Origin of the sequence: Prosthecobacter sp., assembly GCF_034366625.1 — a bacterium.
Lineage (GTDB): Bacteria > Verrucomicrobiota > Verrucomicrobiia > Verrucomicrobiales > Verrucomicrobiaceae > Prosthecobacter.
Map to the genome: position 1 here is coordinate 55,102 of NZ_JAXMIH010000010.1, position 13,216 is coordinate 68,317.

Genomic DNA, 13,216 nt, shown 5'->3' on the forward strand with positions numbered 1-13,216 from the left:
CACCCACGTCCACGCGTTGCGCATGGTCCCGCAGGCAAATTCGAGATTAGTGATGCGCTTCCTCATGACCGTGATCGTCATGAGTGGTGGAAAGCTGGATGTAAACGGCGCAGAGCAGCGTGAACACGATCGCCTGGAGCAGGCCGACCAGCAATTCCATGAAGTAGAAGGGGAAGGGGGCGAGAATGCTGCCGATGAAGCCTCCCATGTCGCTCATGGTGTGCAGCACGTTTTCGCCAGCCAAGATGTTGCCGAAGAGACGGAAGGAGAGAGTTACCGGGCGGAAGATGATGGAGAAAATTTCGATCACGCCGACAAACAGGAACACGGCGGCAACCACGGCGCCCATCAGGCCCTTCAGGCCGCCTTTGGGGCCGAAGGTATGTACCAGAAAGCCCCAGAGACCCACTTCACGGATCGTGATGTAAAACCAGACGAGGAACATCGAGATCGACAGACCAAAGGTCATGTTCAGATCGGCCGTTGGCGGGCGGAACAGTGGATCATGCACTTCCTTGACGCTCAGGAAGCCGGTTCCTTCGCCCCAGCCGATGGTGCCGACGCCGGGGAGGAGTCCGAACCAGTTGGAGACAAGGATATAGATAAAGATGGTGCCGAGCAGAGGGAAGGTGCGCGGAGCGAGTTTCTTGCCGACAATGCCTTCCACCTGGCCGTAGAGAAACTCGACGATGAACTCAAAAAAGTTCTGCGCCTTGTGCGGCACCAGCGTCATGTTTTTCGTCGCCTTGCGCGAGAACCAGAGGACGAGGGACAGCACGACCAGCGCCACAAACACCGAGTTGGTCAGGAAGCCAAGCGTGCTGCTGGCCTTGAAGAACTCCGACGCATAGCTGTGCACGTTGGCGAGCAGCGGCGAAAAGGAGACTTGTTGGGTGAGCAAAGACGACATGGCGCGTGGGTTGTGCCGGAATGGCGGGCGCTTTTTCTAGCCACATGAGAGAGGTGAGGCAAGCCCTATTTGTGAAAAATTTCACAAAGTCGCCAAGGCCTTGATTTTGCGGACATGCAGAGTCGTTCACCCATGCTCGACACACTGGCTCGACATCTCCTCCGCCACGTGCGAGTTTCGCCGCGATGCCGACCGCCTACCGCTTCTTTTTTCTCGCTCTCGCGCTGTCTTTTTCTGCCAGCGCCGCCACGAAGTCGAAATCGCGCTCTGTCTCCGCCTACGGCAAGCCTAATGTGTTGTTCATCATCGCCGATGATCTGCGCGACTACATCGGCTGGATGGGCGGGCATTCGCAGGCGGTGACGCCGAACATGGATCGTCTGGCGAAAATGGGCATTCGCTTCACGAATGCGCACTGCAATTACGCGCTGTGCAATCCTTCGCGCACCAGCTTGCTCACCGGCATGCTGCCATCGTCGAGCGGTGTGTTTGGCAACGAGCAGGACTGGCGGCGCAGCGTGCAGATCGCAGGCAAACCGACGCTGCCTGAACATTTCAAGGCGCAGGGCTTCACGTCTGCGGCAGCGGGAAAAATCTTCCACGCGAATCATGGCGGGCCGGAAGGTCGTCTCTCCGGCTGGCATGGAGGTCGTCGTGGCTTTGAGCAGGATGCCGCATGGGATCAGCGCTTTCCAATTACGGGTGTGCAAATCCCCGATCTTCCCGTTCACACTGGACAGAACTTCAATGGCCTCGACATCTGGCACTGGGACTGGGGTGGCATTCAAGTCGAAGACGATAAGACGGATGATGGCCAGGTTGTGAGCTTTGCCGCCGATTTCCTCGCGCAGAAGCAGAAGAAGCCGTTCTTCCTTGCCCTCGGCCTCTACCGTCCGCATTCGCCTTGGTATGTGCCGCAGAAATACTTCGATGCGCTGCCGCTCGATTCGATCAAGCTGCCGGAAGTGAAGGCGGATGATCTCGACGACGTGCCCGCCGTCGCGAAATCACATCTCAAAGACAGCCACCACGCCAAGATCCTCGAAAAGAACCTCTGGAAGGATGCCGTGCGTGCCTATCTCGCCAACGTGGCCTTTTGCGACGCCATGCTCGGCCGCATCCTGGAAGCGGTCGAAAAAGGCCCGAATGCGAAGAACACCATCATCGTCTTCACCTCCGATCACGGCTGGTATCTCGGGGAGAAGCAGATGTGGCATAAAGGCAAGTTGTGGGAGGCCACCACACGAGTTCCGCTCACCATTTATGCTCCCGAGATGACCAAGCCGGACAGCGTGTCTTCACAGCCCGTCTCGCTCGTCGATTTGTATCCCACGCTCTGCGATCTCGTGAAACTGCCCAAGCCCAAACACCTCGATGGCCTCAGTTTGAAACCGTTGCTGCTCGATCCGGCGTCGAAACGTGACACGCCTGCCATCACCTGCATGGGTGGCGGCAAAAATGCTGGTTACGCCGCCCGTGACGAGCGCTGGCGCTACATCCGGTATGCTGATGGCAGCGAGGAACTCTACGATCATCAAAACGATCCCAACGAGTGGACCAATCTTGCCGCGAAACCTGAATACGCGGCTGAGAAAACCCGCCTCGGGACGTTTTTCCCAAGGGAGTTCAAGAGCGCCGTGCGTCCGGCCTCAGAGATTGTCGGTGCCGCCAGTCCGTCCGGTTCTGTGGATCTCAAGCTTAACATTGGCGATGAACTCAGCGCCGCCGAGGCACCCAAACTGCAGGGCAGGGGCGTCTTTATAGACGCTGCCTTTGAATTCGATCCTGATGTCGATCAGGACAGCACGCTGCTCGCGCAAGGTGACACACAGTCCGGCTACGCGCTGCACCTGGTCGCGTCGAAGCCGACACTGACGGTGTTTGTGAATGGCAAGGAGACGATCATCAGTGGCGCTGCTCTCGACAAAGGCCGCGTCAACATCCGCGCCCAAATCGACACCGGCGGTGTCATTACGATCGCCGTTCCGGGGCACAGCGAGGTGCTCGGCGTGGCTCCTTTCGACCAGGGATTTCCACAGGAACCCAAATCTGGCGTCGCCGCCGGGCAGAGTTTCGGCATTTTGAAGAACGCGCAACATCCCAACAGCACTCCCTTTGACGGGCAGGTTCATCGTCTGAACCTCACCCTTCTCCCGCCACACCAACCCACCGCACCCACTCGCGAACTGAAAACCGCGAACTGACAATCATTCCTCATCATGCGCGCACGCATCATCAAAGACTTCCGATTCGAGGCCGCCCAGACGCTGCCAAATCTTCCTGGCGATCACAAATGCACCAAGATGCACGGTCACTCGTTCAAAGTGGAAATTGCCGTCGAGGGCGAGGTGAATCCGCAGATCGGCTGGGTCTATGATCACGCTGAAATCTCCCGGGCCATGAAGCCGATCATGGACCGTCTCGATCACTCCTATTTGAACGAAATCGAAGGCCTGGAGAACCCCACCATCGAATACATGGCCGCCTGGCTTTGGAAAAAGCTCGCACCCCAGCTTCCCGGCCTATGCGAGATCGTCATTCACGAAACTCCGAACGCTCGCTGCGTGTTTCGCGGCGAATTCTGACCTTTTGTCATGTCTCTTATCACCAATCGCAAAACGCAGCCGCAGTATGATGTCATCGTCGTCGGTTCTGGCGCGGGTGGCGGCATGGCGGCGATGATTCTGGCCCTGAATGGAGTGAAGGTCCTCATGATTGAGGCCGGCCGCAATTACGAGCCGGTGAAGGAGACGCCGATGTTCAACACGCCGGAGATGGCTCCGCTGCGTGGTGCGCCCACACCGGATCGCCCCTTCGGCTTCTACGATTCGAACATTGGCGGCTGGCAGGTCTCGGGAGAGCCTTACACCAACAAGCAGGGCACTGAAGGCGCCTTCTGGTGGTGGCGTGCGCGCATGCTCGGCGGGCGCACCAATCACTGGGGCCGCATCGCGCTGCGTTTTGGCGAGTTCGACTTCAAACCGAAGTCGCGCGACGGTCTCGGTGTCGATTGGCCGATGAACTACGCCGACATTGCGCCGTGGTATGACCGCGTGGAGCAGTTGATCGGCGTCTATGGTGAGAACGACGGCATTGCCAACGCACCCAACTCATCTCCCGGCGTGCTGATGCCACCGCCGAAGCCGCGTGTGGGCGAGCTTCTCGCGAGAAAAGCCGGGAGGAAGCACGGCGTGCCCGTCGTCGCAGCGCATCGTGCCGTGCTGAGTCAGCCGCTCGATTGGAAGAATCTCCCGAAGACGCTGTTCCCTAACAATCCGAAGGCGCAGGAGATCATCGGCAAGGACATGCTGTCCCGCATGGCGTGTTTCTGGGCCACGCATTGCGTGCGTGGCTGCAGCATCCGTGCGAACTTCCAGAGTACGACCGTCCTGCTGCCGCCCGCGCTCGCCACAGGCAATCTCGACATCATCACGGACGCGATGGTGCGCGAAGTCATTGTCGATGGCAGCGGCAAGGCCACGGGCGTGCATTACATCGACAAAATCACGCGCCGTGATGCCATTGCGAAGGCACGCGTCGTCATTCTCGCCGCGAGCACCTGCGAAACCTCACGCATCCTGCTGAACTCGAAGTCGCGCGATTCGGCAGGAATGGCCAATTCCTCCGGCCAGGTCGGCAAGAACCTCATGGACAGCGTTGGCACGCGTCTGGGGGCGCACATTCCCGCGATGGAAGACCTGCCGCCGATGAATGAGGACGGGGCCGGTGGGCTGCATGTCTATTCGCCGTGGTGGCTGGTGAACGATCACGCCAAGCTCGGCTTCGCCCGTGGCTATCACATCGAGATGGGCGGTGGCCGTCAGATGCCGGAGATGAAAAACTTCAGCATCCTCGATTCGACTTCGCCCGGCGTGTATGGCCGTAAATTGAAGGAAGAAGCCCGCCGCTACTACGGTGCCACCTTCGGTTTCGCAGGACGTGGCGAAATGTTGCCGAACAAAGACTGCTATTGCGAACTCGATCCCAATGTCGTTGATCAATGGGGCATCCCCGTGCTGCGCTTCCATTGGAAGTGGAGCGATCACGAGATCAAGCAGGCCGAGCACATGCAGCAGACCTTTGCCGCGATGCTGGAGGAGATGGGAGGCAAGCCGAAGCCGCAAAGTGGCAAGGACGCCATCCAGCGCCCCGGCGAGATCATTCACGAGGTTGGCACCGCCCGCATGGGCGACAAGGCCTCGGAAAGCGTCACGAATCAATACTGCCAGACCTGGGACGTGAAGAACCTCTTCCTCATGGACGGAGCCGTCTTGCCCAGCAATCCCGACAAAAACCCCACCCTCACCATCCTGGCCCTCGCCTGGCGCTCCAGTGAATGGCTCATGGAGGAGATGAAGCGGGGGAACATCTAACCGATCTGTGCCATGTCCGATTCTTCCTTCATCTCTCGCCGCCACGCTCTGAAAGGGCTCCTCAGCGGTGCCGCTGGCGCTGCTGCTGTTCCGGCCATCGCCGCGCCGAATCACACCGAGCCGGCTCCGGCGGTGTTTCCTTCGCGGCATGTCTTTCAAGACCCCGATTTCACCCAACCGGTGAAGTTTCCGTGGGAAAAGCTGCTTTCCGCCGAAGAACTCGCCACCACCACGACCTTGGCTGATTTGATCCTGCCCAAGGACGAGACTTCGCCCGCTGCCTCCGAGGTCGGCGTGCCGGATTTCATCAACGAATGGGTCAGTGCCGACTACCCGGAGCATCACGAGGATCGCGAAATCATCCGCGGTGGCCTTGGCTGGCTTAACACCGAGAGCTTCAAGCGCTTCGCCAAACGCTTCGAGGAGCTGGACGTCGCGCAGCAGTCTCAGATCGCCGATGACATCTGCGACCCTGCCAAGGCGCGGTCTGAATTCAAAGTCGGCTCCTCCTTCTTCAAGCGCTTCCGCCAGCTCTGCCTCGGCGGCTACTACACCCATAGCCAGACTTGGAAAAGCCTTGGCTATGTCGGCAATATCAGCGTCGGCGGCCCTTATCCTGGGGTGCCGGCGGAGGTCATTGAGAAGTTGGGTTTGCAGGATGTGATTTGAGGTCTGTTTCGCTGGAGAAAAAAGACTGCGTTTCGAGGTAAAAATCTCTTTGCTCGCCATTCCATCTTGCTAGTCTGGACGGGTTGTCATCGAGCACGTTTCCGGTAGCGGTTTTTGGGACGGATTCAGTCGATGATTCTCCCATCAAATCTTATGTCCGAACAGTCTCCTGAGCAGAACGCTGCTTTCAATACCGGTGTGGCCGAAAACCAGGCCTACGGTGCCGATCAAATCCAGAAACTCGAAGGCCTCGAAGCCGTCCGCCTCCGCCCCGGCATGTACATCGGCGACCCCGATGAGCGCGGCTTGCACCACTGTGTTTTTGAAGTCGTGGACAACTCCATCGACGAGCATCTCGCCGGTCATTGCAAAAACGTCTGGATCACGATTCACACCGACGGTTCCATCACGATTCAAGACGACGGTCGTGGCATCCCGGTGGAAATGCATCCCAAGGCCAAGATTCCCACGGTGGAACTCGTGCTCACCAGCCTGCATGCGGGCGGCAAGTTCGGCGATGGCGCGTACGAATTCTCCGGCGGTCTTCACGGCGTCGGTGCGAAGTGTACGAATGCTCTGTCCGACTGGTTCAAGTGCGAGGTCTTCCGCGATGGCAAAATCCACGCCATCGGTTTCGAGCGTGGCAAAACGACGGAGCCGCTGACCGTCCTCGGCGATCTCGATGATCCGAAGACAACAGGGACGAAGATTTCCTTCTTCCCTGATGCCACGATCTTCACGATCACGACGGCTTACGTCTTTGATCGCCTGCTCGTGCGCCTGCGTGAACTCGCTTTCCTGAATCCCGGCATCAAGATCACGCTCACCGACGAGCGCTGCGAGCCGCAGCGCCAGGAAGTGCTCATTTATCAAGAAGGTGTGAAGCAGTTCGTGCGCGAGATGGGCGCGGACAAGGACAAGATCCATCCTGAGCCGGTCGCGCTCGCGGGTCGCCGCGAGGTGCCCATCGACGACAAGAAGAAATTCATCCTCGTTGATTGCGTGCTGCAATGGAACAAGGGCCTCAACGAGCAGACACTCTGCTTTGCCAACGCCATTCCGAATCCCGACGGCGGCACGCACTACAGCGGCCTCAAAACCGCGCTCACGAAGTCGGTGAAGCAGTATATCAACGCCAACCCGAAAGCTTTCAAAGACAAACTGCCCGACATTGAGGGCGATGACTGCCGCGAAGGCATGATCTGCGTCTTGAGCGTTAAATTGACCAATCCGCGCTTCAACTCGCAGACGAAGGTGAAGCTCGTGAACGGCGAGGTCGAAGGCGTCGTCAATTCCATCGTCTATGAAGGCCTGCTGCGCTTCTTTGATGAGAATCCCGATACCGCCATCGAGATCATCAAGAACATCATCATCGCCGCGAAATCACGCGAAGCGGCCCGCAAGGCCCGTGAGGCCATCCGCAAGGATGCGATGAGCAGCGGCGGTCTGCCCGGCAAATTGGCCGACTGCTCCGAACGTGATCCGGCGAAGACTGAGCTGTTCATTGTCGAGGGTGATTCCGCCGGTGGTTCTGCCAAAATGGGCCGCAACCGCCACAATCAGGCGATTCTTCCGCTCCGAGGTAAACTCATCAACACCGAGAAAGCACGCCTCGAAAAAGTGCTTCAGAACAAGGAAGTACAGACCATGATCACTGCCATCGGCACCGGTATCGGTGGCGACAGTGAGGTGGAAGGCTCCTTCAACATCGAGAAGCTCCGCTACCATAAAATCGTCATCATGACCGATGCCGACGTCGATGGCAGCCACATCCGCACCTTGCTTCTCACGTTCTTCTTCCGCCAGATGCCGGAACTCATGAAGGGCGGCCACATTTATGTCGCCCAGCCGCCGCTCTACCAAGTCACGCGCAAAAAACGCGAGGAATACGTGCAGAGTGATGCCGAAATGGACGCTATTCTGCTCGAACTCGGTTCCGGCGAGATCAGCCTGCGCAACATCGCTGATGGCAGCAAACTCACTGCCGACCGGCTCAAGGCCATCCTCGATCTTCTCGTTCCCGTTGCCAAATTCGCCGACATCATCCGCCGTCACGGCGCTGACTTTGAGCATTACCTCCAGGCCCGTGACGAAGCCTCCGGCAACCTGCCGCATCATCTCGTTGTGATCCGCGAAGGCAACGAAGTGCGCATCCACTATTTCCACAGCAACGAGCAGCTCGCCGCCTTCGCTCGCGAAAACAGCGATCTCCATCTCTTTGCCAATCCCACTGCCGCCGTTGACACCAACGGCAACGGAACTGCGGCATTGCCGAAGTCTCATCGCCGCGCCCGCCTCATTGAAATTCACGAGGCCCACGGCATGAAGAAGCGTTTCCAGCAGCTTGATGAGCTTGGCCTGCACGTCGATCACTTCAGCAGCCAGGACAAGCCGCTCTTTGAAGTCATCGAAGGCGATGGCGACAACGCCAAAGTTCACCCCGTCTTCAGCATCCCAGGCATCCTCGACAAAGTGATGGAGATCGGCAAACGCGGCATGGAGATCAAGCGCTTCAAAGGTCTGGGCGAAATGAACGCCAAGCAGCTCTTCGAGACCACCATGGACCCGAACAAGCGCACCCTCCTCCAGGTCAAACTCGACGAAACCAACGCCCATGAAGCCGAACGCATGTTCACCATCCTCATGGGTGATGTGGTCGAGCCACGAAAGCACTTCATCGAAGAAAACGCCCTCAACGTCCGCAACCTCGACGTGTAATCCGGGGCCTTTCGCCCGCTTCCTGTTCTTTCGTTTAGCCCTTTCGTTCTCCGTCCATGCAAGACCCCAACATCCGCCCCATCTCTGTCGCTGAAGAAGTGAAGAACTCCTTCCTCGACTATTCGATGTCCGTCATCATCGCCCGTGCGCTGCCGGATGTTCGCGATGGTTTGAAGCCCTCTCAGCGTCGCATCCTTTACGCGATGCATGAGCTGTCGCTCTATCCGCCGAAGAAGCACATGAAGTGCGCGAAGATCTGCGGTGACACCTCGGGTAACTATCATCCACATGGCGAGGCGGTCATTTACCCGACACTCGTTCACATGGGACAGCCCTGGGCCATTCGTGAGCCGCTGATCGACCCGCAGGGGAACTTCGGCTCGGTGGAAGGCGATCCTCCGGCTGCCATGCGTTACACGGAAGCCCGCATGACGCATCTCGGCGGGACTTTGATGTCGGACATGGAGAAGGAGACGGTCGATTTCGTGCCCAACTACGATGAACGTCTCACCGAGCCGACCGTGTTCCCGGCGGCGTTCCCGAATCTCATCGTCAATGGCGGCACCGGCATCGCGGTCGGCATGGCCACGAACATGCCGCCGCACAACCTCGGCGAAGTCGTCGATGCGGTGTGCGCGCAGATCGACAATCCGCAGATCACTTGCGGAGAGCTTCAGGCGCACATCAAAGGCCCCGATTTCCCGACGGGCTGCGTCATCCTCGGCACCAACGGCATCCGTGAATACATGGAAACCGGCCACGGCAGCGTGCGCATTCGTGGTCAGGCCGAGATCGCTGAGAACGGCAACCGTGAGCAGATCATCATCACCGAGATTCCGTTCAACGTGAACCGCGCCGAACTGGTGAAGCGCATTGCTGAACTCGCCAACGAGAAGATCATCGCGGAAATCAGCGGTGTGCGCGATGAGTCGGATGAAAACACCCGCGTCGTCATCGACCTCAAGCGCGATGCACGCGGGCAGGTCGTGCTAAACAATCTCTACAAGCACACCGCGCTCGAATCGAGCTTCTCGATCCACATGCTGGCCATCGACGGCGGCAAGCCGCGTGTGTTGAGCATGAAGGACGCCATCGCGTGCTACATCGAGCACCGCCGCGAGGTCATCATCCGCCGCACGCGCTTCCTGCTCAAGCAGGCCGAGATCAAGGCCGAAAAACTCGAAGCCCAGCTCCTCGCGCTCGGCCATCTCGACGATTTCATCAAGATCATCCGCGACAGCAAGAACCGCGACGAAGCTCGTGAGCGCCTCAAGGCTTACAGCTTCGCCATCAGCACAGCCGAGCAGCTCGGCATCATGATTCGCGCCCAGGCCAGCATTGTGGGCGACAAATACATCTTCACCGATAAGCAGGTCGAAGACATCCTCGAACTTCGCCTCTATCAGCTCGTCGGACTCGAGCGCGACAAGATCAAGGCCGACTACGACGACGTTCTCGTCAGCATCCGCGACTTCATGGACATCCTGGCCCGTGAGTCCCGCGTGCTCCAGATCATCAAGGACGAATTGATGGCCATCCGCCTCAAGCACGCTGGCCCGCGCCTTACCCGCATCGAAGCTGCCGAAGGTGAGATCGAGAATGTCGATCTCATTCCGAACGACCCGACCGTCGTCACCATGACGCATCTGGGCAGCATCAAGCGCACCTCCACGACCGAATACCGCCTGCAAAACCGTGGTGGCAAAGGCCTCAAAGGCATGGAGGCCCGCGAAGCGCAGGGCGAGGAGGAGGCGACCGACTTCGTCGAGCATCTCTTCAGCGCGCATCTGCACGACTTCCTGCTCTTCTTCACCAACACGGGCCGCATGTATGTGGAGCGGGTGTATCAGATCCCGGAGGCTGCACGTACCGGCAAGGGCCGCAGCATCAAGAACATGCTCAATCTGCGCGCTGAAGAGAAAATCGCGGCCGTATTGATTCTTGTTGCCCAGGGCCCCGAAGACGAGGCCATGTGGGCGGCGGACAAGTATGTGCTCTTTGCCACCAAGGATGGCACGGTGAAGAAAACCGCCCTCGAAGAGTTCAAAAACTACCGCAAGGACGGCATCATCGCCATCAAGCTCGATGAAGGCAACGACCTCGTTGATTGCGTCCTCACCGACGGCAACAAGGAGATTTGTCTCATCACGCATGAAGGCATGTGTGCCCGCTTCCACGAGACGGGCGATGATCCCGCGTCACCGAATCTGCGTCCGATTGGCCGTGCCACCGCCGGTGTGCGCGGCATCACGCTCGACGATGGCGACTTCCTCGTGAGCTGCATCACGCACGAGGTGGGAGCCATGCTGCTCGTCGTGAGCGAGAACGGCCTCGGCAAGCGAACCGCCTTCGACGAATACCGCCTCCTCACCAATCGTGGTGGCAAAGGTGTCACCACGATGAACGTCACCGAGAAAACCGGCAAAGTCGTCGCTGCGAAAGCCGTGCATGACAAAGACGAACTCATGCTCATGACCACCAAGGGCCAGAGCGTGCGCATCCGCGTCTGCGACATCCGCGAAACCGGCCGCAACGCCCAGGGCGTCAAGCTCATGGGCCTCAACGAAGGCGAAACCATTCAGGACGTGGCCACTGTGGTCGCCGATGATGTGGTGCCGGTTGTTGAAGTCGGCGAAGTGCCTGCGACTGTAGTCGAACCCTCAGAACCGGAATCCGAAGGCATGCCAGCGGCGGAGTGATTCATCCATATGGTAATGTCTACTGGCAACATCGAGTTTTGACCGGAGGTGGCTGGAGAATCATCTGCCCTAAGAGTGAAGCGTTGTCGTTTATTTCCGCAATTTCCGCCGTGTCTCCACAGCCTTGCGGATCGCTTGCTCGACTTCTAACCAGCCTTTCTGCACGATTTCGAAGTCATAGATTTGCATTGCGTCCTGGGTGGCACATTGGATGTCTTTGAGACGGCTTTCAAGAGGGTGGCTGGCATTCAGGTCGTTTCGCTCCAGTGGTACCCAGAGAACAGTGCATTGATTGTTGTCGGAGCGTTCGAGCATGATCGGCAACTCGGTTTCTTGGATGAATTTGGAGATCCTAGCCGCCGTGGTGTAGAAGAGCAGGACGATATCGGCATGGTTTAGAGCGTCACGACTGCCGGCCTCCCACTTTTCTCCGGAAAGTAGATCACGATCCTGCCACACCTGAATGTATCCTTGTTGGCTCAAGTGTGTGAGGTTCTGTCGGAAGGGCAGCAACTCCTTCTCGTTCACTTGGGCATAACTGATAAAGAGCTTCATCTTCAATTCCGCGTCGGGGGCATTCCACTGCTTTTCTTCCGCGCTCGTTTGTTCCTCTTCGCTCGTCTCGATGAACCCGATGTCGCCTAACAATGGCGCTGCTGGCAACGCGAGGGGCTTCATTGTCGTATCAGTGCTCCTCCCGTCGCCAGAGCTTGAGCGTTCGCGCAAGAAACGTACTCCACCGCCAGTCTTCATGATTCCAACTTTGGCTATGAGTGGCGATTCGATGCCATTTGGGTTTCCCTTCGCATTCGTGGGTCTTCACCGAACTACGCTCCGAACGCTCCACCCACTGCGGCTTACTGGCAGGGCGGGCTGACGGCAGGTGCCCCTTTCGTCTTCGTCGGCCTAAAGCCTGAGACCCCATCCGAGTCAGGTCGATGAAGGCGCGTCAGCCAGCATTCGGGAGGGTGGCGCAAAATGCGCGCGATGATTGGTCTTGCTAATGGCCCTGTTTTTGAAAACAATCCTCTTATTATGAATACCAGTCTTCATCGTGCCGCGGGGAAGAGGAACGTTGTCTTGTTCTTGGTGTGCCGCGTGTTTGGAATGCTTGTGCTGACAGCACCGGTGGCGCTGAGAGCAGCGGTCACCTTTCATGTGAATGATCAAACCGGGTTCACCACGGCGATGTCTGCGGTGACGAACAACACCCTGCTGGGCACGGAAACCTTTGGGGGATCCGCGCTGGGCACGAACTCCAACGCGAACCCGAACCCGCCAATCACACAGGGGGTGCCGAACTTTCCGTACAACAGCGGGCTGGTGATGCCGATGACGGTGCAGAGCAACTCGCTGGGCGGGTCGGCCTCGGTCGTGAGCATGGGCACCATCCTGCTGGCGGTGGGGCCCAATTCCACCCGGGGGAACATCACGCCAGTCATCACGATCGCGAGCACCACCAACAGTCTGGACTGGATCTTCAGCCCTACGACGCAGGTGAACGGGGTGGGGTTGAACCCCTTTTCCATCAACGGGGCCGGATTTTCGAACATTGTGATCAGTGCTTATTCGACGACGGGAGCTTTCTTGGGATCCACCAACTTCAGTGCCGACCCGGCATCGACCCAGTATCTGGGCGTCGAGGCCACGGGCGGGGATCAAATCGGCCGCATCAACTTCTGGAGTCCCACCGCCGGGCGTCTCCCCGGCGGGATCAATGCCAGCCTGTATGCGACGCCGGAGCCAGGCCGTGCCATGCTCCTTGGGCTGGGACTGGGACTGGCGGTGATGCGTCGGCGAAGAAGGCGCGATCAGGAGGGGAAATGGGAAAACGAAAGCTGAAAAAC

Annotated in this window: 9 protein-coding genes; 7 read left to right on the forward strand and 2 right to left on the reverse strand. The window is 58.5% G+C overall.

The genetic code is table 11. The features are described 5' to 3' along the window. Window positions 1-46: 46 nt before the first annotated feature. On the reverse strand, window positions 47-910 hold the full coding sequence (gene atpB, locus U1A53_RS12685; protein WP_322281400.1) for a F0F1 ATP synthase subunit A: 864 nt from the start codon (window positions 908-910) through the stop codon (window positions 47-49). A 185-nt stretch (window positions 911-1,095) separates the two neighbouring features. Between atpB and U1A53_RS12690 the strand changes: the two genes are divergently transcribed. From U1A53_RS12690 to gyrA, 6 genes are all read left to right on the forward strand, one after another. After that, entirely contained in the window at window positions 1,096-3,114 is a 2,019-nt protein-coding gene (locus U1A53_RS12690) for a sulfatase-like hydrolase/transferase (RefSeq protein WP_322281402.1), read from the forward strand. Window positions 3,115-3,129: 15 nt separating this feature from the next. After that, entirely contained in the window at window positions 3,130-3,495 is a 366-nt protein-coding gene (gene queD, locus U1A53_RS12695) for a 6-carboxytetrahydropterin synthase QueD (RefSeq protein ID WP_322281404.1), read from the forward strand. Window positions 3,496-3,504: 9 nt separating this feature from the next. Beyond that, entirely contained in the window at window positions 3,505-5,283 is a 1,779-nt protein-coding gene (locus U1A53_RS12700; RefSeq protein WP_322281406.1) for a GMC family oxidoreductase, read from the forward strand. Between the two features lie 12 nt (window positions 5,284-5,295). Next, window positions 5,296-5,952, forward strand: coding sequence for a gluconate 2-dehydrogenase subunit 3 family protein (locus U1A53_RS12705; protein WP_322281407.1), 657 nt, complete (start codon window positions 5,296-5,298; stop codon window positions 5,950-5,952). A 153-nt stretch (window positions 5,953-6,105) separates the two neighbouring features. Continuing rightward, window positions 6,106-8,670: a DNA gyrase subunit B gene (locus tag U1A53_RS12710; RefSeq protein WP_322281409.1), complete on the forward strand. Its 2,565-nt coding sequence runs from the start codon at window positions 6,106-6,108 to the stop codon at window positions 8,668-8,670. 56 nt (window positions 8,671-8,726) lie between these two features. Further along, window positions 8,727-11,369, forward strand: coding sequence for a DNA gyrase subunit A (gene gyrA / locus U1A53_RS12715; RefSeq protein ID WP_322281410.1), 2,643 nt, complete (start codon window positions 8,727-8,729; stop codon window positions 11,367-11,369). 90 nt (window positions 11,370-11,459) lie between these two features. Here gyrA and U1A53_RS12720 read toward each other — a convergent pair whose 3' ends face one another. Continuing rightward, window positions 11,460-12,047: a toll/interleukin-1 receptor domain-containing protein gene (locus U1A53_RS12720; RefSeq protein WP_322281411.1), complete on the reverse strand. Its 588-nt coding sequence runs from the start codon at window positions 12,045-12,047 to the stop codon at window positions 11,460-11,462. 300 nt (window positions 12,048-12,347) lie between these two features. Here U1A53_RS12720 and U1A53_RS12725 point away from each other — a divergent pair, with 300 nt between their 5' ends. Continuing rightward, entirely contained in the window at window positions 12,348-13,211 is an 864-nt protein-coding gene (locus U1A53_RS12725) for a PEP-CTERM sorting domain-containing protein (RefSeq protein WP_322281413.1), read from the forward strand. The last annotated feature ends 5 nt before the right edge of the window (window positions 13,212-13,216 follow it).

What these genes read in the sequence shown, in the direction of transcription:
- atpB (WP_322281400.1), bottom strand. Translation starts at nt 910, where the DNA reads ATGTCGTCTTTGCTCACCCAACAAGTCTCCTTTTCGCCGCTGCTCGCC.
- U1A53_RS12690 (WP_322281402.1), top strand. Translation starts at nt 1,096, where the DNA reads ATGCCGACCGCCTACCGCTTCTTTTTTCTCGCTCTCGCGCTGTCTTTT.
- queD (WP_322281404.1), top strand. Translation starts at nt 3,130, where the DNA reads ATGCGCGCACGCATCATCAAAGACTTCCGATTCGAGGCCGCCCAGACG.
- U1A53_RS12700 (WP_322281406.1), top strand. Translation starts at nt 3,505, where the DNA reads ATGTCTCTTATCACCAATCGCAAAACGCAGCCGCAGTATGATGTCATC.
- U1A53_RS12705 (WP_322281407.1), top strand. Translation starts at nt 5,296, where the DNA reads ATGTCCGATTCTTCCTTCATCTCTCGCCGCCACGCTCTGAAAGGGCTC.
- U1A53_RS12710 (WP_322281409.1), top strand. Translation starts at nt 6,106, where the DNA reads ATGTCCGAACAGTCTCCTGAGCAGAACGCTGCTTTCAATACCGGTGTG.
- gyrA (WP_322281410.1), top strand. Translation starts at nt 8,727, where the DNA reads ATGCAAGACCCCAACATCCGCCCCATCTCTGTCGCTGAAGAAGTGAAG.
- U1A53_RS12720 (WP_322281411.1), bottom strand. Translation starts at nt 12,047, where the DNA reads ATGAAGCCCCTCGCGTTGCCAGCAGCGCCATTGTTAGGCGACATCGGG.
- U1A53_RS12725 (WP_322281413.1), top strand. Translation starts at nt 12,348, where the DNA reads ATGCGCGCGATGATTGGTCTTGCTAATGGCCCTGTTTTTGAAAACAAT.